19 protein-coding genes and 2 pseudogenes are annotated in these 24,767 nt (G+C 71.9%); 4 read left to right on the top strand and 17 right to left on the bottom strand.

All coding sequences use genetic code 11. The features are described from left to right. Window positions 1-68: 68 nt before the first annotated feature. From I2W78_RS39190 to I2W78_RS39140, 11 genes are all read right to left on the bottom strand, one after another. On the bottom strand, window positions 69-965 hold the full coding sequence (locus I2W78_RS39190) for an SMP-30/gluconolactonase/LRE family protein (protein ID WP_196465519.1): 897 nt from the start codon (window positions 963-965) through the stop codon (window positions 69-71). After that, a complete protein-coding gene (locus I2W78_RS39185) occupies window positions 962-1,597 on the bottom strand; it encodes a bifunctional 4-hydroxy-2-oxoglutarate aldolase/2-dehydro-3-deoxy-phosphogluconate aldolase (protein ID WP_196465518.1) in 636 nt (211 codons plus the stop codon). The genes I2W78_RS39190 and I2W78_RS39185 overlap by 4 nt, the downstream gene beginning before the upstream one ends. A 441-nt stretch (window positions 1,598-2,038) precedes the next feature. Next, window positions 2,039-2,836 carry a hypothetical protein gene (locus I2W78_RS39180; RefSeq protein ID WP_196465517.1) on the bottom strand — a complete coding sequence of 266 codons (798 nt, stop codon included), beginning with the start codon at window positions 2,834-2,836 and terminating at the stop codon, window positions 2,039-2,041. Then, window positions 2,830-3,975 (bottom strand): galactonate dehydratase, encoded by a 1,146-nt coding sequence (gene dgoD, locus I2W78_RS39175; protein WP_196465516.1) that lies wholly within the window; start codon window positions 3,973-3,975, stop codon window positions 2,830-2,832. Before dgoD ends, I2W78_RS39180 begins: the two co-directional genes overlap by 7 nt. After that, window positions 3,972-4,733: a FadR/GntR family transcriptional regulator gene (locus I2W78_RS39170; protein WP_196465515.1), complete on the bottom strand. Its 762-nt coding sequence runs from the start codon at window positions 4,731-4,733 to the stop codon at window positions 3,972-3,974. The genes dgoD and I2W78_RS39170 overlap by 4 nt, the downstream gene beginning before the upstream one ends. 49 nt (window positions 4,734-4,782) lie before the next feature. Further along, on the bottom strand, window positions 4,783-5,541 hold the full coding sequence (locus I2W78_RS39165; protein ID WP_196465514.1) for an SDR family NAD(P)-dependent oxidoreductase: 759 nt from the start codon (window positions 5,539-5,541) through the stop codon (window positions 4,783-4,785). Between the two features lie 52 nt (window positions 5,542-5,593). Next, window positions 5,594-7,705 carry an alpha-galactosidase gene (locus tag I2W78_RS39160; protein ID WP_196465513.1) on the bottom strand — a complete coding sequence of 704 codons (2,112 nt, stop codon included), beginning with the start codon at window positions 7,703-7,705 and terminating at the stop codon, window positions 5,594-5,596. After that, a complete protein-coding gene (locus I2W78_RS39155; RefSeq protein WP_230887100.1) occupies window positions 7,702-8,616 on the bottom strand; it encodes a carbohydrate ABC transporter permease in 915 nt (304 codons plus the stop codon). Before I2W78_RS39155 ends, I2W78_RS39160 begins: the two co-directional genes overlap by 4 nt. Continuing rightward, window positions 8,616-9,512, bottom strand: a complete 897-nt coding sequence (locus I2W78_RS39150; protein ID WP_196465512.1) for a carbohydrate ABC transporter permease — start codon at window positions 9,510-9,512, stop codon at window positions 8,616-8,618. Before I2W78_RS39150 ends, I2W78_RS39155 begins: the two co-directional genes overlap by 1 nt. 2 nt (window positions 9,513-9,514) lie before the next feature. Continuing rightward, the gene (locus I2W78_RS39145; protein ID WP_196465511.1) at window positions 9,515-10,807 is read right to left on the bottom strand and encodes an ABC transporter substrate-binding protein; all 1,293 of its coding nucleotides are present in this window, start codon (window positions 10,805-10,807) and stop codon (window positions 9,515-9,517) included. A 176-nt stretch (window positions 10,808-10,983) separates the two neighbouring features. Then, entirely contained in the window at window positions 10,984-13,086 is a 2,103-nt protein-coding gene (locus I2W78_RS39140; protein ID WP_307784052.1) for a glycoside hydrolase family 27 protein, read from the bottom strand. A 198-nt stretch (window positions 13,087-13,284) separates the two neighbouring features. Between I2W78_RS39140 and I2W78_RS39135 the strand changes: the two genes are divergently transcribed. From I2W78_RS39135 to I2W78_RS39125, 3 genes and pseudogenes are all read left to right on the top strand, one after another. Then, window positions 13,285-14,190: an NAD-dependent protein deacetylase gene (locus I2W78_RS39135; protein WP_196465509.1), complete on the top strand. Its 906-nt coding sequence runs from the start codon at window positions 13,285-13,287 to the stop codon at window positions 14,188-14,190. A 287-nt stretch (window positions 14,191-14,477) separates the two neighbouring features. Beyond that, window positions 14,478-14,768, top strand: a pseudogene (locus tag I2W78_RS40935) (D-Ala-D-Ala carboxypeptidase family metallohydrolase); the annotation flags it as partial. A gap of 187 nt (window positions 14,769-14,955) precedes the next feature. Continuing rightward, the gene (locus tag I2W78_RS39125; protein WP_196465507.1) at window positions 14,956-16,707 is read left to right on the top strand and encodes a glycoside hydrolase domain-containing protein; all 1,752 of its coding nucleotides are present in this window, start codon (window positions 14,956-14,958) and stop codon (window positions 16,705-16,707) included. 342 nt (window positions 16,708-17,049) lie between these two features. Here I2W78_RS39125 and I2W78_RS39120 read toward each other — a convergent pair whose 3' ends face one another. The 3 genes from I2W78_RS39120 to I2W78_RS39110 form a co-directional block, all read right to left on the bottom strand. Beyond that, window positions 17,050-17,499: a peptidoglycan-binding domain-containing protein gene (locus tag I2W78_RS39120; RefSeq protein WP_196465506.1), complete on the bottom strand. Its 450-nt coding sequence runs from the start codon at window positions 17,497-17,499 to the stop codon at window positions 17,050-17,052. A gap of 93 nt (window positions 17,500-17,592) precedes the next feature. Beyond that, window positions 17,593-18,636 (bottom strand): AraC family transcriptional regulator, encoded by a 1,044-nt coding sequence (locus I2W78_RS39115; protein ID WP_196465505.1) that lies wholly within the window; start codon window positions 18,634-18,636, stop codon window positions 17,593-17,595. Between the two features lie 92 nt (window positions 18,637-18,728). Beyond that, window positions 18,729-21,122 (bottom strand): SpoIIE family protein phosphatase, encoded by a 2,394-nt coding sequence (locus tag I2W78_RS39110; protein WP_307784051.1) that lies wholly within the window; start codon window positions 21,120-21,122, stop codon window positions 18,729-18,731. A gap of 170 nt (window positions 21,123-21,292) precedes the next feature. Between I2W78_RS39110 and I2W78_RS39105 the strand changes: the two genes are divergently transcribed. Next, a complete protein-coding gene (locus I2W78_RS39105; protein WP_196465504.1) occupies window positions 21,293-22,162 on the top strand; it encodes a helix-turn-helix domain-containing protein in 870 nt (289 codons plus the stop codon). 22 nt (window positions 22,163-22,184) lie between these two features. Here I2W78_RS39105 and I2W78_RS39100 read toward each other — a convergent pair. The 3 genes and pseudogenes from I2W78_RS39100 to I2W78_RS39090 all read right to left on the bottom strand — a co-directional run bounded on the left by I2W78_RS39100 (window position 22,185) and on the right by I2W78_RS39090 (window position 24,767). Next, window positions 22,185-23,374: pseudogene (locus I2W78_RS39100) on the bottom strand (thiolase family protein). Continuing rightward, window positions 23,371-24,012, bottom strand: a complete 642-nt coding sequence (locus I2W78_RS39095; RefSeq protein ID WP_196465503.1) for a CoA transferase subunit B — start codon at window positions 24,010-24,012, stop codon at window positions 23,371-23,373. Before I2W78_RS39095 ends, I2W78_RS39100 begins: the two are co-directional and overlap by 4 nt. Continuing rightward, the gene (locus tag I2W78_RS39090) at window positions 24,009-24,767 is read right to left on the bottom strand and encodes a CoA transferase subunit A (protein ID WP_196465502.1); all 759 of its coding nucleotides are present in this window, start codon (window positions 24,765-24,767) and stop codon (window positions 24,009-24,011) included. Before I2W78_RS39090 ends, I2W78_RS39095 begins: the two co-directional genes overlap by 4 nt.

Raw genomic sequence — 24,767 nt, 5'->3', positions numbered from 1 at the left:
GTGTTGGCGGGGGCGGCGAGGTGCGGGCGATCGGGGGGCGGCCCGTGCGCCGGGCACGTCCAGGGTTCCTAGGGTGTGTCGGCGAGGCCCGCGGAATGCGCCGGGCGGTAGGGGGCGGCCGGTGGGCCGGGCACGTCCACGCGGACGGCGAAGACGGCGCCGTCGAAGGGGCCGGGGGCGGGCAGGCCGATGTACGCGCTGGTGACCAGGAGGGTGCGGCCGTCCGGTCCGCCGAGGCAGAGTCCGGCGGGCTGGTCGGCGGGCAGGTCCACAATCCGGTCGAGGCTGCCGTCGGGGTGGTAGCGGTGGAGCTGCCCGGTGCCCCAGACGGCGGTCCACAGGCCGCCCTCGGCGTCGGTGGTCATGCCGTCGGGGCTGCCGGAGCGGAGGGTGACGAAGGGTTCGGGCGGGCCCAGTTCGCCGCTCACCGGGTCGACGGGATACCGCCGGATGGCGCCGCGGGCGCTGTCCGTGAGGTACATGAGGGTGCCGTCGGCCGTGAAGGCCGGCCCGTTGGGGATCGTGATGTCGCGCAGGACGCGGGTGACACGGCCGTCACGGTCCACGCGGTAGAGGGAGCCCGCGTCCTCGGTGGCCTCGTAGGCCATGCTGCCCGCCCAGAAGCGGCCGTGGGGGTCGGCGACGCCGTCGTTCATCCGCATCGGCACCGGGGCGTCGTCCTCGGGGCGGGCGATCCAGTCGACGTGACCGGTGGGGTCGATGCGGCAGATGCCGGTGCCCGCCGCCGCGATCCAGTGGCCGGGACTGCCCTCGATGGGGGCCACCGCGCCCAGAGGGCACGGCAGTTGGGCGATCAGGGTGAAGGGCTCGGCCGGGTCGGCGGGGGCGGAGAGGAGCCGACCGGTGAGGATGTCGGTCAGCACGGCGCGGCCGTCCGTCCAGCGGATGCCCTCGCCGAGTTCGAGGCGGTCGGTCCCTAGAACCCCCGGGGCGGGCGCGGTCACGGGCGGGCCTCCCCATGTACGACGTCCAGGAAGGCACGAGCCCGCTCACGCAGGGCGTCGACGCTGCCGCCCTCGGCGGCGTCGCCGATCAGGGGCGAGCCGACGCCGACGGCGGTGGCGCCGGCCCGCAGATAGTCGGCGGCGGCACGGGCGTCCACTCCCCCGACGGGCACGAAGGGCAGGTCGGGGAAGGGGCCGCGCAGGTCGCGCACGTAGCCGGGGCCGCCGGCGCTGCCGGCCGGGAAGAGCTTGAGGGCGTCGGCGCCGAGCCGCAGTGCCTGGAGGACCTCGGTGGGGGTCATCACACCGGCGAGCACCGGGAGTCCGAGCTCCCGGCCGGTGGCTATGCCGTCGCTGACCGCCGGGGTGACGAGGAAGGCGGCACCCGCCTTGTGGGCGGCCCGCGCGTCGTCGGCGGTGAGGACGGTGCCGGCGCCGAGGGGCGCGTCAGGACCGAGCGCGGCGCGGGCCCGGGCGATGACGTCGAGCGCGTCGCGCCCGGTGAGGGAGACCTCGACGAGGTCGATGCCCTCGTCGGCGAGGGTGAGCACGGTGGTCAGCGCGGCGTCCGGGTCGTTGCCGCGGACGATGGCGAGCAGTCGGCGGTCGCGCAGCGCGGCGAGCGGGTCCATCCGGCATCCCTTCTGGTGGCGGGTGTGTCAGGTGTGTCGGGTCTGGTGGTGAGTGCGTCAGGCGTACTGGGTCTGGTGGCGGGTGTGTCAGGCGTACTGGGTCTGGTGGCGGGTGTGTCAGGCGTTCGGGTCTGCTGGCGGGTGCGTCAGGCGTATCGGGTCTGCTGGCCGGTGCGTCAGGCGTTCGGGTCTGCTGGCCGGTGCGTCAGGCGTTCGGGTCTGCTGGCCGGTGCGTCAGGCATATCGGGTCTGCTGGCCGGTGCGTCAGGCGTTCGGGTCTGCTGGCCGGTGCGTCAGGCGTTCGGGTCTGCTGGCCGGTGCGTCAGGCGTTCGGGTCTGCTGGCCGGTGCGTCAGGCATATCGGGTCTGCTGGCCGGTGCGTCAGGCATATCGGGTCTGCTGGCCGGTGCGTCAGGCATATCGGGTCTGCTGGCGGGTGCGTCAGGCGTATCGGGTCGCGGTGACGGTGAGGCGCCAGGTGACCTCGCCGGATGCGGGCACGACGGCCGTGTCGCCGTGGTCGGCCACCGCTCGGTCGAAGACGCGGCCGAGCATCGGCTCGACGCCGATCGAGCGGTACGGCTCGTCCTGCGGGAAGCCGCCCAGGTTGCGCCACAGGGCGACCGCGACCGGCTGCCCCTCGGCCTCGACGGACAGGTGCAGCGTGTCGGTGCCGTCGTGCACGGACACCCGCGGGGTGAGCACCACCGCGCCCACGGCGGTCCCGTCGTCCGGGCCGAGCCGGTCCAGCGGGATGCCGTCGACGCGCGGCCAGGTACCGGTGACCCAGCCCGCACCCTCGTCCGGGTAGAGCCGGGCCACCGCCGGTTCGCCGATGCCGATCCGGGCGGCCGGGGACAGGTCCAGCAGGGCGTGTGCGGCCCACACGAAGCGGTAACCCGGCTCGGCGGTGAGCGTGTAGTCGGCGACGGCCGATCCCGCGTCGTCGCGGATACGGCGGGTCAGGCGGAAGTCGGGGCAGTCCACGACGTCCAGGTCCCCGTACCGCCGCCACGGCCGCGACCAGGCGTCCCCGTGGTCGGGGAACCCGCGCACCGTGGGCACGCACTCCTCCAGTCCCCCGGCGTCGGCGAAGGCGTCGGCGGGCCGGACGTGGGCGCGGCGGGGCTCGTCGCGGTGCCAGAGCCACTCGCGGTCGCCGGCGGTCAGCGAGGTCCAGCGGCCGCCCAGTTCCGGGTCGGTGACGACGGACACCGGCAGCCGGGTCCCGCTCACCATTCGGCGAAGGAGCCGTCGGCGTGCCGCCAGACGGGGTTGCGCCAGGCGTGGCCTGCCCGGTCGACGGCGCGGACGGCGTCCTCGTCGACGGTGATGCCGAGTCCGGGCGTTGGGGTGCGGTGCGCCTGGCCGTCGACGAAGCGGAAGGGCTCGGTGTCGACCACGTAGGACAGGAGGTCGGCCTCCTTGTTGTAGTGGATGCCGCGGCTCTGCTCCTGGATCAGGAAGTTGGGCGTGGCGAAGGCGACCTGGAGGCTTGCGGCCAGTGCGATCGGCCCGAGCGGGCAGTGCGGTGCCAGATGGGCCCCGAAGGTCTCGGCGAGCGAGGCGATCCTGGTGACCTCCGATATCCCGCCGGCATGCGACAGGTCCGGCTGGGCCACGGCGATACCCGCGGTGAGCACCGGGAGGAAGTCGCCGCGTCCGTAGAGCCGTTCGCCGGTGGCGAGAGGGACGGACGAGGAGGCGACCAGCCCCGGGAGCAGGTGTGCCTGGTCGGGAAGGACGGGTTCCTCGACGAACAGCGGGTGCAGCGGGGCGATCTCGTGGAGCACGCGGCGCGCGTTCGCGGCGCTGAACCTGCCGTGGAAGTCGACGGCGACGTCGCGGTGCGGGCCGAGGGCCTCACGGGCCGCCGCGACCCGTTCGACGACGGCGGCCGTCTCGGCGGGGCTGGTGAGCGGTGGCGTGCGCCCGGCGGCGTTCATCTTGACGGCGGTGAAGCCCGCCGCGACCTGGGCGGCGACCTCGTCCTTGAGGTGGGCGGGTTCGTCGCCGCCGACCCAGGCGTACACCCGGACCGTGTCGCGGACGGGCCCGCCGAGCAGGGTGTGCACCGGTACGCCGAGGGTGCGGCCCGCGATGTCCCACAGGGCCTGGTCGATGCCGGCCACGGCGCTGGAGAGCACCGGCCCGCCCCGGTAGAAGCCGCCCTTGCTCAGCACCTGCCAGTGGTCCTGGATGCGCAGCGGATCCTGGCCGATCAGATGTTCCGCCAGGACGTCGACGGCGGCCCGCACCACCTCTGCCCGGCCCTCGACCACCGGTTCGCCCCAGCCGACGACGCCGTCGTCGGTCTCGATCCGGCAGAACAGCCAGCGGGGCGGGACGAGGAAGGTCTCGACACGCTCGATCTTCACTTTGTCCGGCCGTCCTTCTCCTCGGCGAAGCCGTCCGCACCCTCCGGCCCCTGCGGGCCGCTGACCTTGTCGAGGTCGCGCGTCGCCTGGTCGAGCAGGGCACGCATGGCGCGCTCGGCGGCGTCCGGATCCCGGTCCCGTACGGCGTCGAGGACGGCGCGGTGGCTGGGTACGGGGTCCTCGCTGTGCGGGGCGCTGTGCACGAGCCGGTCGCGCTGGGCGAGGCCCGACTCGATGACCATCTCCATGCGTTCCAGCAGTTCGTTGTGGGTGGCCGCGAGCAGGGCCCGGTGGAAGGCGAGGTCGGACTCGACGGCGTGGCTCGCGCCGCCCTCCTGGCCCATGGCCTCCAGCGCCGCCTCCAGTGCCGCCAGGTCGACGTCGGTGCGGCGGGCCGCGGCCAGCCGCACGGCGGCGGGTTCGATGATGCCGCGCACCTCGCCGAGGTTGCGCAGCAGGGCGGGGTCGGCGCCGGTGTCGCTGCTCTCGGCGAACTGCCAGCGCAGGACGTCGGCGTCGAGCAGGTTCCAGTCGGAGCGGGGCCGGACGAAGGTGCCGCGCTTCTGCCGGGCGTCGACCATGCCCTTGGCCGCGAGGACCTTCAGCGATTCGCGCAGGGCTGTCAGGCTGACGTCGAGTTCGCTCTGCAGGGCCGCCATGTCGAGCGTCGCTCCCTCGGGGATCTCGCCGCTGAGCACCCGGCGGGCGAGCGTTTCCACGGTCTGCCCGTGCACTCCGCGGCGCGCGTATGGCGTCATGTGTGTTGCCTTTCTTGCTGGTCGGTCGGTGACTGAAGGGGTGGTGCCGTCAGGCGGATGCCTTCACCACGCTCCAGCCGCCGTCCACGAGCAGGCTCGATCCGGTGATGTAGGAGGCTTCGTCGGCGGCGAGGAAGGCGACGGCCGCTGCGGCCTCCTCGGGGGTGCCGAAGCGGCGGGCCGCGGTTTCGGCGATGCTCTGTTCGCGGTCGTGCTGCGGCACCCGGTCCCATGCGGCGGTGAGGATCGGCCCGGGCAGCACGGCGTTCACGCGTACATCCGGTCCGTACTCGGCGGCGAGCTGGCCGCACAGTGACAGCAGGGCGCCCTTGCTCGCCGCGTACGCGGGGTGGCCGGGAATGCCCCGGTGGGCGTGGACGGAGGAGACGAGCACGACGGCGCCCCGGTGTTCGCGCAGGTCGGGCAGTGCCGCCTTGAAGCCGAGGAAGGCGCCGGTGAGGTTGACCGACAGCTGCCGCTCCCAGGAGGCGAGGCTCGTCTCGTGGGCGGGCGCGACCTCCACCGTGAACGCGTTGCTGACCAGGACGCCCACGGGCCCGAAGGTGCGGGCGGCGGTCATCACCCGCTGCCAGTCGTCCTCGCGCGCGACGTCGGCGGTGACGAAGAGGGCGCGCGCACCGTCCTTGCGCAGCCGTGCGGCGGTCTCCTCGCCGCGGTCGGCGGCGACGTCGGCGAGGACCACGGCCGCGCCCTCGGCTGCGAGGCGTGCCGCTGTGGCCGCACCGATGCCCGAGGCGGCGCCGGTGACGACGGCGACGCGGTTGGTGAAGCGGGCCGCTGGGTTCATGGGGTGGGTCGTCTCCTGTCGAGAGGTGGGGGCTTCGATTCTTGCCCTGACGTCACTGCCTGGCCATGACGACCAACTCCGCGTCGTGTGCGGCGGTCCAGGCGAACGGCAGGCCCGAGTGAAGCAGATAGGCGCCGCTGTAGCGGGTGCCGGAGTCCTCGTCGGTGTAGACCGCACCGGGATCGAGGCCGCGCAGCCGCAGCCGGGCGGCCCGACCGGGCACGAGTGGCGCACCGTCGAGCGGGCCGGTGTTCCAGGCGGCCACCACCAGACGGCCACCACCGGGTTCCTCGTACTGGACGCCGCAGGTCGGATCCGCCGGGCCGCCCAGGAGGTGGAGCTCGCCGTGGTGGACGACGTCGCGGATCCCCTTGTAGCGGGCGATCCACTCGGCGGCCTCGGCACGCTGCTCCGGGGTCCATGCGCGGATGTCCGCGCCGATGCCGAGGACGCCGGTGAGAGAGGTGACGAACCGGAAGGCGAGCGAGCGCGGCCGCGGGTCGAAGACGCCGGGGGCGTCGGTGACCCAGGAGCTCATGGTGTGCGGGGCGTGGGCGTGGAGGTAGCCGTACTGGATGCGCAGCCGGTCCATGGGGGCGGTGTTGTCGCTGGGCCACACCACGTCGGTGCGGGCGAGGGTGGCGTGCTCGATGCGTGCGCCGCCACCGGCGCAGCCTTCGACGGTGACGTGGGGGTGGGCGGCGCGCAGGTGGTCCAGGACGCGCAGGTAGCCGGCGACGTGGGCGGCGTCGAGATCCTGCCGCTCCGGGTCGTCGCCCGGCGGACGGCCGGGGCGGCCGCGCTCGGTGGGCGGCCGGTTCATGTCCCACTTCAGATAGCTGATGGCGTGGGAGCCGAGCAGCCGGTCGAGGGTGCCGATGACGAAGTCCTGGACGTCCGGGCGGCCGAGGTCGAGCAGGAGCTGGTTGCGCACGAGCGTGGCGGGGCGGCCGTCGATCCGGTAGACCCACTCGGGGTGTTCGGCGTGGAGCCGCGAGCCGGGGCTGATGCCCTCGGGCTCGACCCAGAGGCCGAAGTCCATGCCGAGAGCCCTGACCTGGTCGATGAAGTGGTCGAATCCGCCGGGGAATTCGGCCGGGTCCGGCTCCCAGTCGCCGAGGCCACCGGTGTCGTCGTGGCGCCCGGTGAACCAGCCGTCGTCGACGACGAAGAGTTCGGCACCCAGCTCGGCGGCTGTCTTGGCGAGCTCCAGCTGTCCGTCGGCGTCGACGTCGAAGCCGGTCGCCTCCCAGGAGTTGTAGAGCACCTTGCGGGGCCGGTCCATGCGCTCGCCGGCGAGCCGGCGTTCGTAGCGGTGCCACACGCGGGCCAGCCCGTCGAGGCCGTCGGGGCTGAACGCGCAGGCCAGCCGTGGCGTGACGAGGGTGGCGCCGGGGGCGAGCCGGACCGCGCCCTCGTGCGGCACCCGGCCGGCGCGCACCCGCACGGAGCCGCCGGGCTCGGCGTCGGCGGTGATCCGCCAGTTTCCGGACCACTCCAGGGCGATGCCGTAGGTGGGGGTGGAACCTTCTGCCGGGGCGGCGGCGTCCTGGATCGCGAGCCAGGGGTGGTACGCGTGCCCGGCGGAGCCCTGGATGCTCTCCATCTCGAAGCGCCCCCGGTCCAGCTGAAGGTGATGGAGCTGGAACTCCTGCGACCACTGGCCGGCCAGGTACGTCAGACGGGCGCCGCCCTGGACCGGCACGTTGACGGCGGCCGAGTCGAAGCGCTCCAGGCGCAGTTCGCTGTCCCCGGTGCAGGTCAGCTCCGTCCAGCGCAGGAGGACATCGGTGCCGGGCACCGTCTCGTAGCACAGCGTCGCCCGCAGGCCGAGGACGGAGTCGGTGAAGTCCAGACGCAGTGCGTGGACGCCGTCCTGCGTGGCGCCGGTGAACCGCCACCAGCTGCCGCGTTCGCCGCCCGTTCGCTGGGCGATCAGGTCGGCGCCGGTGAACGGCCGCAGCCCGTACGGGATGTACTCGGCCGGGCTGGCGTCGGCGGGGGTCAGGAAGTGCGTGCGGCGCGACCAGTCCATCGGCGACGGGCCCTCTTCGGCGCCGTGCGGGCCCCAGGCGGCGAGCTCGGCCCAGCGGCCGTCGCCGCCGAGGGTGACGGCGTAGGTGGTGGTGTCGGTGCGCAGCAGCCACCGGTCGTGCGCGGTCACTTGACGGCTCCGAGGTTCAGTCCGGCCACGAAGTGGCGCTGGAAGGCGAGGAAGACGGCCACGGTGGGGGCGGCGGCGATCACGGAGCCGGCGGCGATGATGTTCCACATGGACACGTACTGGCCCTGCAGTCCGATGAGGGAGGCGGTGATGGGCATCTGGGTGTCGGTGCGCAGCACCGTGATGGCCCACAACAGGTCGTTGAAGATCCAGGTGAACGACAGCGCGCTCAGCGCGGCGAGCGCGGGGCGGGCCAGCGGCAGGATGATCCGCCAGTAGATCTGCCAGGGACTGGCGCCGTCGATGACGGCGGCCTGCTGGATCTCGCCGGGGATCGCCCGCATGAAGCCGTGCAGGACGAAGACGTAGAAGCCGACGCCGAAGCCGACCTGCACGCCGACGAGCGCGTACAGCCGGTCGTAGATCCCGAGCACTTCGCTGAGCTTGGACACCGGGATCAGCAGGATCTGCGGGGGCAGCAGGTTGCCGCCGAGCATGAGCAGCAGCAGCACGCGGCGGAAGGGCAGGTCGTAGCGGCTGAGCGCGAACGCCGCCATGGAGGCGAGGCCGAGCGAGAGCAGCACGGTGGTGACGGTGACGAGCATGCTGTTGGTCAGGGCCTGCTGCAGGCCGCCGTCCACCCAGGCCTGGCGGAAGCCGTCCATGGTGAAGGAGCGCGGCCAACTGCCGACGCCGTGGGCGGCGATGTCGTCGAAGGTGCGGGTGCTCGTGACCAGGACGAGTGCGATCGGCAGCAGCCACAGGGCGGACAGCAGGCCCGCCGAGACGTGGAAGCCGGTGGTGCGCAGGGCGCGGCCGCGGGCGGCGGGCCGGCGGGGTGCGGGCCGCGCGGCCGCGCGATCCGTGCCGGGGTCCTTGCCGGCGTGTGCGGAGGTGTGGGTGGCGGTCATCAGTCGGCCTCCCGGAAGGCGCGCACGAGGTAGCTCGCGATGACGCCGAAGGCGAGCACGAAGATGACGACGGCGAGCGCGGAGCCGTATCCCAGGCGCAGGGACTGGAACGCGGTGGAGTACATGTAGGTGCTGAGCAGTTCGGAGGAGTGGTACGGGCCGCCGCGGGTGAGCGCCCACACGACGTCGAACGAGCGCAGCGAGTCGATGACGATGACCGACAGGACGACCGCGTTGACGCTGCGCAGCTGCGGCAGGGTGATGTGACGGAACTGCTGCAGGCGGCTCGCGCCGTCGACCTTGGCCGCCTCGTACAGCACGGGGTCGATGCCCTTGAGGCCGGCGAGGTAGAGCACCATGACGTAGCCGACCTGGCGCCACAGGGCGGGCACGATCACCGCGTAGAAGGCGGTGTCCTGGTCGGCGAGCCAGGCGTGCCGCCAGCCGTCGAGGCCGACCGCCGACAGCACGTTGTTGATCAGGCCCTCCGGCTGGTACATGGCCTGCCACACCAGCGCGGTGGCGACCAGCGAGAAGACCACCGGCAGGAAGAGCGCCGCCCGGTAGAACCCGATGCCGCGCCGCTCCTGCTGGAGCAGCAGCGCGGCACCGAGGCCGAGGACGGCGGAGAGCCCGCCGAAGAGCAGCAGCCACAGCACCGTGTTGATCGCGGCGGTGCGGAAGACCGCGTCGTGCAGCATCTCGCTGAAGTTGCCGAGGCCGACGAACGTCGGCGCCGCCAGGCCGTCCCACGAGGTCAGCGACAGGTAGAAGCCCTGCATCGCGGGCCAGAAGACCCAGAACGCCTCGGCGAGCAGCGGGACGAGGACGAAGGCCAGGACCACCGGGGGCACCCGCGTGGCCCTGGACCGTCGTGCGGAGCCGATCAGCGCCATCGTCACTGGCTCCAGATCTTCTGGGCGCCGCGCTGCCACGTGGTGAGGATGGAGCCGATCTCCTTGGGCTTGGCCAGGTAGTGCACGAGCGCCGTGTCGGCGGTGGGCTGGAGGGCGTCGCTGGAGTCCCGGTTGAAGAACTGGGTGACGTCCTCGGCGCTCTCGATGAGCTTGCGGCCCTTGAGCACCAGCGGGGTGCCGGCGTCCTTGGCGTCCGGGTGTGTGGGCAGCGCCGTGCCGGACGAGTTCTTGAGGTAGAGCTCCTGGGACTCGGCGCCGGCCAGGTAGCGCAGCAGCTCCTTGACGCCGTCGGCGCGCTTGGTGCGGGCGCTGGCGAAGTAGCCGTCGGTGGGCGCCTCCTCGGCGACCGGCACCTTGGGGTCGATGATCGGGAACTGGAAGAAGTCCAGGTCGTCCAGGGCGTCCTTGGGTGCGGCGTCGGCGAAGAAGGTGCCGATGAGCATCATGCCCGTGCGGCCCTGGAGGAGGGCGGTGGTGGCGTCCTGGAACGGTATCGCCGTGCCGTTGGGGTCGAAGTACGGGCGGGCCTCGTCCCAGCGGTCGAAGACCTTGCGGACCTCGGGGTCGTCGAAGCGGTGCTTCCCGGCAAGGAGTTCGCGGTGGTACGTGGCGCCGTTGACGCGGATGTCGAGGTAGTCGAACCAGGCGGAGGCGACCCAGGGGGTGTCGCCGCCGGCGCCGAGCCCGATCGGGGCGACGCCCTTGCTCTTGAGCTTGTCGCACAGGTCGAGGAATTCGTCCCAGGTCCTGGGCTCCTGGACGCCCCACTTGGCGAAGTTGGACTTCCGGTAGAACATGCCCCACCAGTAGTAACTGGTGGGCACGAAGACCTTCTTGCCGCTGGACGCGGAGGTGCACAGCTTCTTCAGGGCGTCGGAGTAGCCGGCGAGCTCCGGCTGCTCCCAGATGTCGTCGAGGTCGAGGAGCAGGTCCTTCTTCGCGTACGACTCGGCGACGGAGCCGGGGTACCAGGTGTAGACGTCCGGCGGGTTGGCCGAGGTGAGGTAGGTCGGCAGCTGGGTGCGGAAGGTCTCCGCCGCGACGGTGTTGAGCCGCGCCCCGTCGCCGCCGCGCTCGGCGTAGGCGGCGACGACGGCCTGCATCGCGGTCTTCGCCTGCGGGGAGGAGAGGTTGGACTGCAGGGTCACCGGTCCGCCGGACTTTCCTCCGGAGGCGGACGGGCTCTGGGTGACGCAGCCGCTGAGCAGCGCGCCGGCGCCGACTGCACCTGCTCCTACGAGAAACCGGCGGCGAGTGGCGTTGAAGGCGGTCATCTGTGCACTCCCTTGTGCCCATGAAACGGAGTTGAGGCCCTGTGACGGCCCGGCTCCGGGTGCGGCAGGCACAGCCTGTCCCGGAGGCCCCGGCGCCGTCAAGATTAATTACTAATTTATTCTTCGGTCGGTGTGCCCCCGGACGACTCCAAGGCCCGGAGGCACACCGACGGAGGTCAGAGCTCGGTCTGGTGGACGCGGCCGTCCACTCCACGGAAGGCGGCCAGCACGCCACCGTCCGGCCCGGCTACGGCACCGAGCGCACCGTCGAACACTCCGCTGACGAAGCCGTGGTTCTTGGTCCAGCCGGCCCAGCCGTCCACCGCGGTCCAACTGCGCTGCCAGAGCGTGTAGTCACCGGCCCGCGCGTACAGATGGACCGTGCCGCCCGAGGCCACCAGGGTCGGACTGCCGCTGATGGTGCCGCCGAGCGCCGTCCAGTCGGACCAGGTGCCCGAGGTGTCCCGGGTCCGCGACCACACGGCGTCGTCGGGGGTACGCACGGCCACGTGCAGCCGTCCGGCGTCGTCGACCACGGCCGACGGACGTCCGTAGAAGGCCCGGTCCTGCGGTGCGCCCAGCGAGGTCCAGTCGGAGGCGGGGCCGCGCGTCCGCACGCTGCCGTCCGCACCGCGCGCGAACAGCGTCCAGTCGTCGGGGCCGGCGAAGGCCGCGGTCGGCGCGTCCGTCAGCGTTCCGCCCAGGCGCTGCCAGCGCCCCCAGTGCCCGTCCGTGTAGACCCGCCGGTAGGCGGTGTTGTCGGTGCCGCGGACGAAGACGTCGATCCGGCCGCCGGACGAGGCGTACGCGGCGGGCTGACCGAGGATGCGGCCGCGCGTCGGGCCGCCCAGCTCGGTGGTCCTGGCCCGGGACCAGTCACCGCCGCGCGCGGTCTGAGCGCGCAGCGCGCCGTCGGTGCCACGGGTGAACACCGTCAGCCGGTCACCGTCGCGCACCAGCGCCGGACTCGCGGAGGCGCGTCCCGGCAGCCGCGTACCGGGGGCGTCGTCCGTGCCGGTCAGCTTGAGGAAGGCGGTTCCGTGCGCGGGGACCCGCACCGTGTACGAGCCGGTGTGCGTGCCGCGCGACTCGCGGGCCCGCAGGTCCCGCACCGCGACCGGGCCGGTCAGCCCCGCGTGGGAGAACCGGACGGTGCGCTCCTGGGCCTGGTCGGAGCGGTTGAGCAGGACCACGGCCCGCTTGCCCGCGCCCTTCAGGACCTTGCTGTACACGTCGCCGACCGAGTCGGTCGCCACCCGGGCGCCCTGGATGCCGAGCGGGTCCTGGTTCACGGCGATGATCTCGGGATTGCGCAGGGTGTCGATCATCGACTGCGGCAGGGTGCGCGGGTCGCTGCCGATGATCAGCGGCGAGGCCATCTCGGCCCACATCACGAACTGCGTGGTGGACTCCTCCTCCGTCAGCTCGTAGCCGCCGTCGGCGAGCTTGCGCATCGGGATCAGGTAGTCCGGGTCGTTCCAGTGGCCCGGCCCCTGCGCCTCGGGGTGCCAGGCGTTGGCGTCCATGTTGCGCAGGACGTTGGGCCACTCCCCGGCGCTCGGGATGCCGAAGGCGATGTCGGTGCCGGTGCGCCAGGAGTCGGCGGTGGTGGGGCCGTAGACGAACGTGTTGTGCGCGTCCTGCTCGGGGGTGTGCGGCAGTCCCCAGTCGTCGGTGAGCGGGTTGCACAGGTTGAGCAGCATCTTGCGGCCGGACTTGGCGACGGCCTCGCTGAACTCCTTGAACGCCGGCTCCGGGTCGAGCCCGGCGCCGATGCCGCAGAGGAAGTCCACCTTGATCGCGTCGACCTTCCACCCGGCGAACTGGCGGGCGTCCTCCTCGTAGTGGCCACGGCTGCCCAGGCCGCACCACTTGCCGCCGTCGTACTCGCCCGCGTCGGTGTAGATGCCGGCCTTGAGACCCCGCTGGTGAAGGTACGTCACCAGGGCAGGTATGCCGGAGGGGAAGCGGGTCGGATGGGCCACGAGCCGGCCCGTCTCCGGGTCCCGCGGCTGGTCGGCCTGCCAACCGCCGTCGAGCCAGACGATGTCGTAGCCGCTGTCGCGCAGACCGCTGCTGACGAGGTGGTCGGCGACCTTTCTGACCTGTTCCTCCGTCGGGGCGCCGAGCCCGTAGTAGGTGTTCCATCCCATGTACGGCGTGGGGGCGAGGCCGCTGTCGTAGTACTGCGGCGCACCCTGGTCGTCCCCGGCGTGTGCCGCGGGAACTACCGACCCGACCAGCACCACGGCGCCGAGCACCACCGTGGTACGCCGCACTCGCGCCAATCCTGCACGATGCGAAGTCACTGAGTTCTCCCGAGAGTTGGGGTCCACAAGGCAACCCCGCCGTCATTGCGCGGGCGGCGGTGCCACGGCGGAAACTGTGGCCGGGCTCCCGAAACCTGTCAATATTAATTGCTAATTAACTTAAAAACGGGGACCCAGTGCAGGCAGCCTGTTCCGTACCCTTACGGCATGCGCATGCGCCCCACCTTGAGCTGGACCCCTGCCGAGGACCTGCCGCCGGGCACCACGGATCTCGAGCCGGTCGTCGATGCGCTGAAGGCCGGCGGTGTGCTGGTGCTCAGCGGGGCGGGCATCTCCACGGAGTCGGGCATCCCCGACTACCGGGGCGAGGGCGGGAGCCTGAGCCGGCACACCCCGATGACCTACCAGGACTTCACCGCCGGCACCCAGGCCCGGCGCCGGTACTGGGCGCGCAGCCACCTCGGCTGGCGCACCTTCGGCCGCGCCCGCCCGAACGCCGGGCACCGGGCCGTGGCCGCGTTCGGGCGGCAGGGCCTGCTCTCGGGCGTGATCACTCAGAACGTCGACGGTCTGCACCAGGCCGCCGGCAGCGAGGGCGTCGTGGAACTCCACGGCAGCCTGGACCGGGTCGTCTGCCTTTCCTGTCGTGCCTTCAGCCCGCGCCGCGAACTCGCCCGGCGGCTGGAGGACGCCAACGTGGGCTTCGAGCCGGTGGCCGCCGGAATCAACCCGGACGGTGACGCCGACCTCACCGACGAGCAGGTCGGGGACTTCCGCGTGGTGCCCTGCACGACATGCGGCGGCATTCTCAAACCGGACGTGGTGTTCTTCGGCGAGAACGTTCCGCCACGGCGGGTCGAGCACTGCCGCGAGCTGGTCGGCGAGGCAACCTCGCTACTGGTCCTGGGTTCCTCGCTGACGGTGATGTCCGGGCTCCGGTTCGTCCGTCAGGCGGCCCAGGCCGGAAAGCCGGTACTGATCGTCAACCGGGACCCGACCCGGGGCGACCGGCACGCCGTCACCCGCATCGCGCTCCGACTCGGAACGGCCCTGACCACCGTGGCCGACCGACTGGGTCTCTCCGTCGACAGGCAGGCGGCGGCCGGGGCCTGAGGCCAACCGGCCCCACGGTCCCACGACACACCACCCACCCAACCCGGAGCACCTCCCCCGGGGGCCTGTCCACGGTCTGTGCCGGAGGTCTGGTCCTGTGGCAGATGGTGACGGTGTGGACGCCGACCCGGCTACGGCGCCACACTCGCCTCAACCCCTTTGGGGGGCACCAGGATTCAGGCGGAGGCGCGATGCTGAGACGCACGGTTCGACTCATGCGTGATTGTCATGCCCATGTCTGCCATGGCGGGTGGTGTGCCGGCCAGGGTCGGCCCGGCCCGCGGACCAAGCTCAACGGGTGCAACTCCACCTGTTCCGGCGGCGCGGCCAGTGCGGCAACGGCCAAGTCCAAGTCCTACGCCTGCAACAGCGCGGTGGGCGGCGCCTCGAACAGTCGGCACTTGTACGGTGACGCCGCCGATCTGGTCGGCGACCCGTCGTTCTGCCAGCTCGCCCAGCGGGCCCGCCACCACGGCTTCGGCGGCATCTTCGGCCCGGGCTACCCCCGCCACGACGAGCCCACCCACGTGGACAGGCGCACCAGCCGCTCCTGGTCCGCGTCCAGTAGCGGCGTCTGACCGGCGAATCCGACGCACACCGCGTGTCCCGGCACGGAGCAAGCCTTTCACGCCGGCACGCGCACCGCTCTCTCCCGGCCACGGAGCAGCCCTTCCGTACCTGGCCACGCACCACTTCACCCCGGCACGGAGCAGCACTGCCGCTCCACTCTTCCTCCCTCTCCCCGCACCGAGTAGGAGTGCCCTGATGTCGTCCCGCACCCTCTGGCGCGCCCGCGCCGGCACGGCCTTGCTGGCGCTGCTCGCCGGTATCGGCGCGCTCGCCGTCCCCGCCCCCGCCTCAGCGGATACCGCACCCGAGAACCGGCAGACCGTGACCTACCACGGCTACCGCATCGAAGTGCCCGCCCACTGGCGGGTGGTCGATCTGGCCGAGAACCCGCGCGCCTGCCTCCGCTTCGACAGACCCGCCGTCTACGTGGGCGAGCCCGCCGACCAGAACGACTGCCCCGCCCGAGTCGTCGGCCGTACGGCAGGCATCGTCGTCGAGCCCATCACCGCCCGCTCGGCCGGCCAGGCGACGGCGGCGACCGCGCGGACTCCGCGGGGCGAGGCCACCGCCCCCTCCGCCGCGTCGAACAACGACACCATCCAGATCGCGGTCGAGGACGCCGGGGTCCTCGTCACCGCCGCCCACACCCCGAACACGGAGAGCCTGGTGCGCGACGTGCTCGCCTCGGCCGAGCTCACCGCAGGCGCCAAGCGCACTGAACTTCCTCGTTCAGGACAACGGTCAGACGCCGCCGCTCCCCTGGCTGCGGCCGGACCCCAACCGGGCAGCTACCTGGGCAAGGGATTCGACGCCTGCGCCGCGCCTTCGCAAGCCGCCATGAACGCCTGGCAGTCCAGCTCGCCGTACAGCGCGGTGGGCGTCTACATCAGCGGTTCCTTCCGCGCCTGCGCCCAGCCGAACCTCACCGCGAGCTGGGTGACCAACCAGACGAACAACGGATGGCGTCTGATCCCCATCGACGTCGGCCGCCAGGCGCCGTGCACCAGTTACTCCCTGAAGATGTCCTCCGATCCCGCCACGGCCAGGTCCCAGGGCGTCACCGCGGCCGCCGGTGCCATCACCGCCGCGTCGAACCTCGGCATCCCGGCGGGCAGCGCCATCTACAGCGACATCGAGGCGTACAGCTCGACGGCCTCCTGCAAGGCGGCCGTGCTGTCCTACCTGTCCGGCTGGACGGAGCGGCTGCACAGCAGCGGTTACCTTTCCGGCTTCTACTCCAGCGCCGCCTCCGGCATCAGGGACGCGGCGAGCGAGTACGGCAACAGCGCCTACACGCGGGTCGACCACATCTTCTACGCGTGGTGGAACGGCGCCGCCGACACCAACACCGGTTCCTACGTGCCGTCCACCCACTGGTCCGACCACCAGCGCATCCACCAGTACGCGGGCGAGGTCAGCGAGTCCTACGGCGGCTACTCGATCAACATCGACCGCGACTACCTCGACGTGGGCACCGGCACCCCGCAACCGCCCAACTGCACCGGGGTGAACCTCGACTTCATCGCGTACACCACCGTTCAGAGCGGCTCGACCGGAAACCTGGTCAAGGCGGCGCAGTGCCTGTTGAAGGCCGCCGGTCACGACCCGGGCACGCCGGACGGCACCTTCGGCCCCGACACCGCCGCCGCCGCGAGGAACTTCCAGTCCAGCACAGGTCTGTCGGCGGACGGCGCGGTCGGGCCCAGGACGTGGACCGCGCTGCTGTCCCGTGGCACCACCCCGACCCTCCAGAGCGGCTCCACGGGCGAGGCCGTCACCCGTCTGCAGCGCGCCCTGACCGCCGCGCTCGGCCGGACGGTGGCCATCGACGGCGTCTTCGGCTCGGGCACCACGCAGGCCGTACGCGACTACCAGTCCTCGCGAGGACTGAGCGTCGACGGCATCGCCGGCCCCGCCACCTGGGGCGCCCTCCAGTCAGGAAGGTGAACCAGGAGCCATGAGCCAACTCACGTGCGCTTCCCCCAGGCCGCGTTCCCGCTGACGAGCAACGGCAACCGGGGCACCGACGCGTCGCGCTGCACACCTGCTGTCCGCGCACGGCATCGTGGGGCCCGCCGCCTGGGGCGCGCTCGCCGTCACCGTACGGCAGGGCCGTCGGCCGGCTCGAAGCCGCCGCCACCACTGTCACCGGAACCGGGAACCGCAGACTGCCGGTCGGCGACGCGAGCTTCGAGCACGGTGGGGACACCCGGCCACGCCGGCCATGAAGCGGCCGGCGCCATTTCCTTGAGAACGCCGCGGATTACCGTCGTACGGCGCGACGGGTGGTCAGCACCAGCCCCCGCCGAGGTGGGAGAAGGCCTTCCAGGCGGCCCTGGTCTTGGTTCCGGCGATGCCGTCGATGCCGCCGGTGTCGTAGCCGACGTAGGTGAGGAAGCGCTGGAGGCCGCGGATGGTGTTGGGGCCGACGTCGCCATCGACCCTTCCGGCGTTGAATCCGCGGTCATTGAGGAAGAGCTGCCAGGCTCTCCAGCTGTTGTAGCCGAGCTGGCCGTCGATCGCGCCGGGGCTGAACCCGGCGTCGCGGACGTAGCACTGAACACTCTTGGCTTCGGTGGTGGTGAGGCCGAGGTTGTTGACGGCCTGGATGGCGACGGTCCGGGTGGGGACCTGCTGGGCGGGTGCGGCGATGGCCGCGGGCGCCAGCGCGACGCCCGAGGCGAGGATCCCGGCCGCGGATACGGCGACGAGGGCGGCCTTCCAGCGTGCGTGTCTCATGTTCTCCCCCTGCTGCTGTCGGTGCCGCCCGCCGAGTGCGGGCGGCTGGGTCACGGGCATGCGCCGTGCACGGCGCATCTCTTCCTTGCCCGATCATTCCGAGGTGCTGCCGGCGTGTGGATAGCAGTGCGTGCCACGCGCTTGGCGATGGACGCCGGCATCTGCGCGCAACACTCCGTGTCGGTATTCGGTGGGGGTGCAGCCGTACATGGTGCGGAAGGCCCGGGTGAAGTCGGCGGGGCGGGGAAAACCCCAGCGGGCGGCGATCGCGTGGACAGGTCGCCCGGACAGGCGCGGGTCGCCCAGGTCGCGTCGCGCGCGTGCGAGCCGCTGCCGGCGGATGTAGGAGGCGACCGTGGCACCGTGGGCATGGTTGTGGAAGAGGCGGTGCAGGGTCCGCAGCGAGATGTGGTGAGCGGCAGCGACGGTGGCGGGAGAGAGTTCGGCGTCGCCCAGATGTCGGCTGATGAAGTCCTCGATCTCCAGGAACTGGATGTGCCGGCGGGTTTCGGCGGGTGTCTGGTCCGCGGCGTCCAGGTGGTGGGCCAGCCATGCGGTGATCAGGCCGACGAGGACGTTGCCGAGCCGCCGGCTGTCGGCGGGCCGGCAGGGCACGGTGTCGGTGGCCGCGTGGGTGAGGAAGCCGGCGAGCAGGCCGCCGACACCTTCGCGTCCTGACATGCGGGCCGCCAGTATCCGGTCCACGCGGCTCGACGACACCGGGACCATGACCCGGGGGATCTGTACCACTACGGAGCCCGCCGGGTCCCGCCCGGCCTCCACGACCGCCGTGTAGGGGCGGGAGGTGGAGTACACCACGAGATCGCCTGCCCCCAGCCGCGCTTCGCACCCGTCCTGGACCATGACTTGCTGTCCGCGGAGGATGAGCCCCACGGCGTACATTTCGGGATCGGACTGGCGGATCAGCCGCGGTGTCCGTCGTGACGTCATGGACGCGTAGGTCAGGCCGGTCACCTGCGCCCCGCCCAGGTCCGCGGCTCTGAGCGAGGCCCGGAACTCAGCTGCGGGGTCGATGGTGAACTCGTTGGGTATCAGGGCGCTTGCCGTGACGTCCCGCCAGGCCTCGACCCGGTCCGGCACCGGCAGGCTCTCGCTGTCGAACACCTTCTCCAGCATCGACACCGTCCCCCTCTTCATCGCCTCTGCGCGGTCGCTTGCACTCTCCCTGACGCGAACCTGCCAGAAAAGACCGGTTCGCACCCCTGTCGTCACTCAGCTGAGTGCGCGTCAACTTCCTGTAGGGCTTGTTCCGTCCAGACGGTCTTGCCGTCGGCGGTGTAGCGGATGCCCCAGTTATGGGTGAGTTGGGCGCAGATGAAAAGGCCGCGTCCGCCCTCGTCGACCGTCCGGGCATGGCGCAGACGTGGTGCGACGGCGCTGGCGTCATGGACTTCGCAGGTGAGGGTGCGGTCTTTGATGAGGCGCAGCCGGACGGGTGGGGCACCGTATCGGATGGCGTTGGTGACCAGTTCACTCACGACAAGTTCGGCGGCGTGTGCGGTCCCGTCGTCGACTCCCCACCGGGTGAGCTGATCGCGGGCCCTGGCCCGCGCCGTACGAACGGCTTCCGGACGATGGTCGACGTTCCAGGTGGCGGTGCGGTTCGGCGGAAACTCGTGCGTGCGGGCGAGGAGCAGGATGGCGTCGGCGGAGCCGGTGTCGCCGCGTAGCCGGTACAGAACGTCGTCGCACATGTCCTGCAGGGGGCGATCATGGTCGGCGAACACAGCCTGGAGCGCGTCCATCCCGCCAGGGGCTCCCGCTGACTGGGGACGAAGGAGCGACGCGGTGCGCAGGGCGACGATGCTGCCCTCTTCGAGGCGGAGAGTGGTGGCCGCGAAGGGCTCCCGCTCGTCGCTGCCCAGCGGAGGTCCGCTGGGATGGTCCAAGATCTCGGTACTGCCATCGGGATGTGCGATCACGGGTGGCGCTGCACCGGCTCGCGCGATGGTGCAGAGTCGGCTCAGCGGATCGTAGACCGCGTACGCGCAGGTGGCGGCGAGACCTTGCCGGCGCAGCGGGTCACCGGCGGGGAGATCGGCGCGTTCCTCCGCCAGTCGAGTCACGGTGTCGTTGAGGCGCGCGAGGAGTTCGTCGGGCTCCAGGTCCAGAGCGGCCAGAGCGTGCAGTGCGGTCCGCAACTGGCCCATGGTGGTGGCGGTGTGGACGCCCCGTCCCGCCACCTCGCCGACCACCAGTGCCGTGCGGGCACCGGGCAGCGCGAGAACGTCCACGAAGCCGCCGGCCCCCTCGCTGCCGGGTACGAACAGCGACGCGGTTTCGACGGCCGGCTGCACGGGAGGGCTCGGTGCCAGCACGTAGCGCTGGATGGTCGTGGCGATGGTGTGCTCGTGGATGTAGCGGCGCGCGTTGTCGATGCACAGGGAGGTGTGCGCGGCCACTTCGAGGGCGACGCCGAGGTCACCTTCGTCGAAGAGACCTCGCTGCTCATTGCGGTACAGACTCATCAGCCCGACCACGGCGCCACGCAACGTCAGGGGCACGGCGAGCAGCAGCTGGGCGCCGGAGGCGCGGACGGCCCGGGCGCGAGCGGGGTCGGTCGACAGCCACGGTGTGTCGGCGCCCAGGACGACGGTACGAGGCTTGAGGTCGGCCAACGCCTGTGCATAGGGAGTGGGGAACGGCAAGGCGCGTACGTCTCCCACGGGATGTGCCGCAAGATGCTCCCGGCCTCCTTCGTACCGGAAGGCGGCACGACGCAGTGGCACTCTCCGGTCGAGCGGACCGAGTGGCGGCTCTTCACCACGCACCACGGCGTCCACCACTTCCACCACCGCGCCGTCCGCGAACGCCGGCACCAGTGCGTCGGCAAGCTCCTGGCAGGTCACCACCACGTCCAGGGACCGTCCCACACACTTGCGCACCGAGTTCAGTACGCGCAGGCCTTGCCGCGCCTTCGCCTCTTCCGCCGCGCGCTCACCGACGTCGAGGAGCGCCGCCACGACCCCGAGAACCGCTCCTTGCGAGTCCTCCAGGCGGAACGCCGAGAGGCCCTTCACACGTGACCGGCTCGTGGTGTCCCCGGGCGCCATGCGCACCGCGCGCTCCGGGGAGGGTTCGCCGCTGTCCAGGACCGCGCGCAACATCGTCTCCACCTCGCCGGCGGACGTGAAGCTGTGCACGTCGGTGAAGTGGCGCCCCAGCACGCGGTCGGGCGGCGCGTCGCACATCTTCTGTGCGGCGACGTTGGCCGACACTATGCGGAGTTCGGTGTCGAGGATGTGCAGGCCGACCGGTGCCCGGGTGAACAGGGCACGCAGCATTTCGCCACCCGCATCCGGTGCGCGGGTGCCGGTCGCCGGTGCCTGGTGCACGGCCCATGCCAGGGATCCGTCACGATTGGCCAGCGGCCGCACCTGAAGGCCCGTAGCGGCGACGTGCCCGCTCGCGTCGTACAGCGTCACCTCCGTATCCGACTCCGCCTTACGGTCACCCGGAGCCGCCGTCCGCGTCAGCCAGGGCGTCGCGGGCAGGCCGAGCACCTCCTCCGCGCCGCGTCCGATGAGCCCCTCCGCCTGCCTGCTCAGCCGCACGACGATGCCCGCCCCATCCACGACCATCAGCGGATCATCGCCGGTCACGGCAACCACCTCCGCTTCCCAGCCTGCCCCTGCCGCTTGTGCCGCGCTTCCCGGCCCCGGCACGGGTCCTCCGGCCTGATCGCGCGCTGCGCCGGCACCGGGCATTCCCGCCAGACCCCGCGTATAATTGAGCATTAAACTAACTCGACGGCGCCCCAGGAGGTCGCACCGTGGCAGAGCTCGGACTGGCCGACACGGTGGGGATGCTGCGCCTGCCCGGCGTGCGACCCAGGTACACCAGCGCCGGGCTCGGCTGGGAGAACCTCTACCTCTCCGCGCAGAAGGAGCAGTCCTACCGGGCGACGTTCGACCCCGCTCCCACCCATCTGCTCATCCTGCATCTCAGCGGACCGGTCACCGTGCGCCGAGGTGAGGGCACCGCGGCGCTGTCGAGGACCGTGCCGGCCGGCGGCCTGTTCCTGCAGCCGGTAGGCCGGGAACTCAGCGTCGAACTGGGCGGCCCCCTGGACACCGTGCACGCCTATCTCACGGATCAGGCGCTGCGCGAGGCCAACGAGGGACGGCCCGTCGAGCTGTCCGAAGAACTGGGCGCCACCGATCCGCTCGCCGAACAGCTCATGATCGCGCTGGACGTCGCGGTGCGCCGCTGGGAACCGTCGGCCCGCACGTACGTGGACCATCTGACCGGCATGCTCGCCGCGCAGCTGACCCGGCGGCACGCGGCACGCCCCGCCGGCCCGGCGCCTGTCCGCTCCGGGCTCTCCGCCCGGCAGCTGACCGCCGTACGGGACCTCATCGGGGAGCGCCTGGCGGAGCCGCTGCCGATCGCGGACCTGGCCGCTGCCGCCTCGCTCAGCGTCAGTCAGTTCACCCGCCAGTTCCGCGCGAGCACCGGCCAGTCTCCGCACCAGTACCTGCTGGGCCTGCGCCTGGAACACGCGTGCCGGCTGCTGCGTACCGGGTCCGCGCCGATCGGGCAGGTGGCCGTCGAGTGCGGGTTCTCCCATCAGGAGCACTTGACCAGGGTGATGCGTGCCCGCCTGGGCACCACCCCGGCCGTCGTACGCCGCGAGGGGTGAGGGCGGCGCCCCCTCACCCTGGTCAGCGCTCCAGCACCAGTGCCAGCGCTTGCCCCACTCCGATGCAGAGCGCGGCCAGGCCCGTGCCCGTCCCGGCTTCGGCCAGCTGATGGGCGACCGCGCCCGCGACGCGCGCACCGGAGGCGCCCAGCGGGTGTCCGATGGCGATGGCACCACCGCGCTGGTTGACCAGGGACGGGTCCAGCTCCGGGAGCGCCGCCAGACAGGCCAGCACCTGGGCGGCGTAGGCCTCGTTGAGCTCGACCGTGCGCAGGTCGGCCGCATCGACCCCCGCCTTGGTCAGGACCTTGCGGATGGCGTCCACCGGGCCCAGTCCGAAGTACTGCGGCTCGATTGCCGTGACCGCCGCCGCCCGCACCCGCGCCAGCGGCTCGCGGCCGATCGCCGCGAGCCCCTCCTCGTCGGCGAGCAGCAGCGCGGACGCCCCGTCGTTCAGCGGTGAGGCGTTGCCGGCCGTGATGGTGCCGTCGGGCAGAAACGCCGGTTTCAGCTTCGCCAGGGCTTCGAGGGAGGTGGTGTCGCGGATGTTCTCGTCGCGCGGCAGGTCCACGCCGTCGACGGCGACGACCTCGCGACTGTAGAGGCCGTCGCGCCAGGCGGCCGCGGCGTTGCGGTGGCTGGCCAGCGCGAAGGCGTCCTGCTCCGCCCGCGTCACGCCGTACTTCGCGCCCACGAGCTCCGCGCTCTCACCGAGGGGATGGTCCACTCCCCCGGCATCCTCGGATTGACCATCCGCCAGCCCAGGGTGGTCGAGTGGAGCTGCTGGTCCTTCGCAGGGAAGGCCCGGTCCGGTTTCGGCAGCACCCACGGGGCGCGGCTCATGGACTCCACGCCGCCCGCGATCGCCACGGAGGCGTCGCCGAGGGCGATGGCGCGGGCCGCCTGGACGACGGCCTCCATGCCGGAACCGCAGAGCCGGTTGACCGTGGCGCCGGGCACGCCGACGGGCAGCCCGGCCAGCAGGACGGCCATACGCGCCACGTTCCGGTTGTCCTCCCCGGCTCCGTTGGCGTTGCCGAACAGGACGTCGTCGATGCGGGCCGGGTCGAGGCCGGGACTGCGCTGAACGAGGGCGCGCAGCACGCCGGCGGCCAGGTCGTCCGGGCGTACGCCGGACAGCGCGCCGCCGTAACGGCCGAAGGGGGTGCGTACGGCGTCGACTATGTACACGTCACGCGGTTGTTCGATCATCGGGGGCTCCTCACGATGCGTGATACGGGCGTGCGGGCAACCACTTGCTCCGCCGTCACGTCCGGCGCTGTTTCGACGAGTGCGAGTCCCTGCGGGGTGACGTCGAGCACGCAGAGGTCGGTGATGATGCGGTCGGCGCAGGCGCGTCCGGTCAGCGGAAGCGTGCACTCCTCGACGATCTTCGAGCTGCCGTCCTTGGCGGTGTGCTCCATCAGCACGACGACCCGTCCCACGCCGTGCACGAGATCCATGGCACCGCCCATGCCTCTGATCATCTTTCCCGGGACGGCCCAGTTGGCCAGGTCGCCGCGTGCCGAGACCTGCAGCGCACCGAGGACGGCGGTGTCGATGTGGCCGCCGCGGATCATGCTGAAGGACAGCGCGGAGTCGAAGAACGACGCCCCCGGTCGTACGGTCACCGTCTCCTTGCCCGCGTTGATGAGGTCGGCGTCGACCTCGTCCGGCGCCGGGTACGGGCCGACGCCGAGCAGGCCGTTCTCGGAGTGCAGGACGACGTCCACGCCCGCCGGCAGGAAGTCCGCCACCAGCGTGGGCAGCCCGATGCCGAGGTTGACGTAGTCGCCGTCGCGCAGTTCGCGTGCGGCTCGTGCCGCCATCTGCTGTCTGCTCCAGCTCATCGCTCGCGTACCGTCCTCTTCTCGATGCCCTTGTCGGCCGCCTGCTCCGGGGTCAGTGCGACGACGCGCTGGACGAAGACGCCCGGCAGGTGCACGTCGTCGGGGTCGAGTTCGCCCGGTTCGACAAGCTCCTCCACCTCGGCCACGGTGATACGTCCGGCCATGGCGGCGAGCGGGTTGAAGTTGCGCGCCGCCCGGTGGAAGACGAGGTTGCCGTGCCGGTCGCCGCGGGCGGCCCGGACGAGGGCGTAGTCCGTGGTGACGGCGTGCTCCAGGACGTGCTCCACGCCGTCGAACACGCGTATCTCCTTGGTCGGCGAGGCGACCGCGACGGAGCCGTCGGCGGCGTACCGCCACGGCAGGCCGCCCTCCGCCACCGGTGTGCCGACACCGGCCGGGGTGAAGAAGGCGGGGATGCCGCTGCCCCCTGCCCGCAGCCGCTCGGCGAGCGTGCCCTGGGGGATCAGCTCGACCTCCAGCTCACCTGCGAGGTACTGGCGGGCGAACTCCTTGTTGTCACCGATGTAGGAACCGGTGACCCGGCTGATGCGGCCCGCCGCCAGCAACACGCCGAGACCGCGCCCGTCGACACCGCAGTTGTTCGACACGACGGTGAGATCTCCCGCGCCGGACTCGTACAGCGCTTCGATGAGTACCTCCGGCACACCGCTCAGTCCGAACCCGCCGACGGCGAAGGACCTGCCGTCCGTGACGTCCGCCAAGGCCTGCGCGGCCGTGGCCACCTGCTTGTCCAT

It is taken from the genome of Streptomyces spinoverrucosus (assembly GCF_015712165.1).
Classification (GTDB): domain Bacteria; phylum Actinomycetota; class Actinomycetes; order Streptomycetales; family Streptomycetaceae; genus Streptomyces; species Streptomyces spinoverrucosus_A.
Note: the sequence above shows the minus strand (reverse complement) of the source record. Positions and strands in the feature narration are given on the sequence as shown.

Coding starts and splice junctions, on each gene's coding strand:
- I2W78_RS39135 (WP_196465509.1), top strand. CDS start 13,285: ATGCGCATGCGCCCCACCTTGAGCTGGACCCCTGCCGAGGACCTGCCG.
- I2W78_RS39145 (WP_196465511.1), bottom strand. CDS start 10,807: ATGACCGCCTTCAACGCCACTCGCCGCCGGTTTCTCGTAGGAGCAGGT.
- I2W78_RS39185 (WP_196465518.1), bottom strand. CDS start 1,597: ATGGACCCGCTCGCCGCGCTGCGCGACCGCCGACTGCTCGCCATCGTC.
- I2W78_RS39150 (WP_196465512.1), bottom strand. CDS start 9,512: ATGGCGCTGATCGGCTCCGCACGACGGTCCAGGGCCACGCGGGTGCCC.
- I2W78_RS39120 (WP_196465506.1), bottom strand. CDS start 17,499: ATGAGACACGCACGCTGGAAGGCCGCCCTCGTCGCCGTATCCGCGGCC.
- I2W78_RS39115 (WP_196465505.1), bottom strand. CDS start 18,636: ATGCTGGAGAAGGTGTTCGACAGCGAGAGCCTGCCGGTGCCGGACCGG.
- I2W78_RS39125 (WP_196465507.1), top strand. CDS start 14,956: ATGTCGTCCCGCACCCTCTGGCGCGCCCGCGCCGGCACGGCCTTGCTG.
- I2W78_RS39170 (WP_196465515.1), bottom strand. CDS start 4,733: ATGACGCCATACGCGCGCCGCGGAGTGCACGGGCAGACCGTGGAAACG.
- I2W78_RS39165 (WP_196465514.1), bottom strand. CDS start 5,541: ATGAACCCAGCGGCCCGCTTCACCAACCGCGTCGCCGTCGTCACCGGC.
- I2W78_RS39090 (WP_196465502.1), bottom strand. CDS start 24,767: ATGGACAAGCAGGTGGCCACGGCCGCGCAGGCCTTGGCGGACGTCACG.
- I2W78_RS39095 (WP_196465503.1), bottom strand. CDS start 24,012: ATGAGCTGGAGCAGACAGCAGATGGCGGCACGAGCCGCACGCGAACTG.
- I2W78_RS39180 (WP_196465517.1), bottom strand. CDS start 2,836: ATGGTGAGCGGGACCCGGCTGCCGGTGTCCGTCGTCACCGACCCGGAA.
- I2W78_RS39155 (WP_230887100.1), bottom strand. CDS start 8,616: ATGACCGCCACCCACACCTCCGCACACGCCGGCAAGGACCCCGGCACG.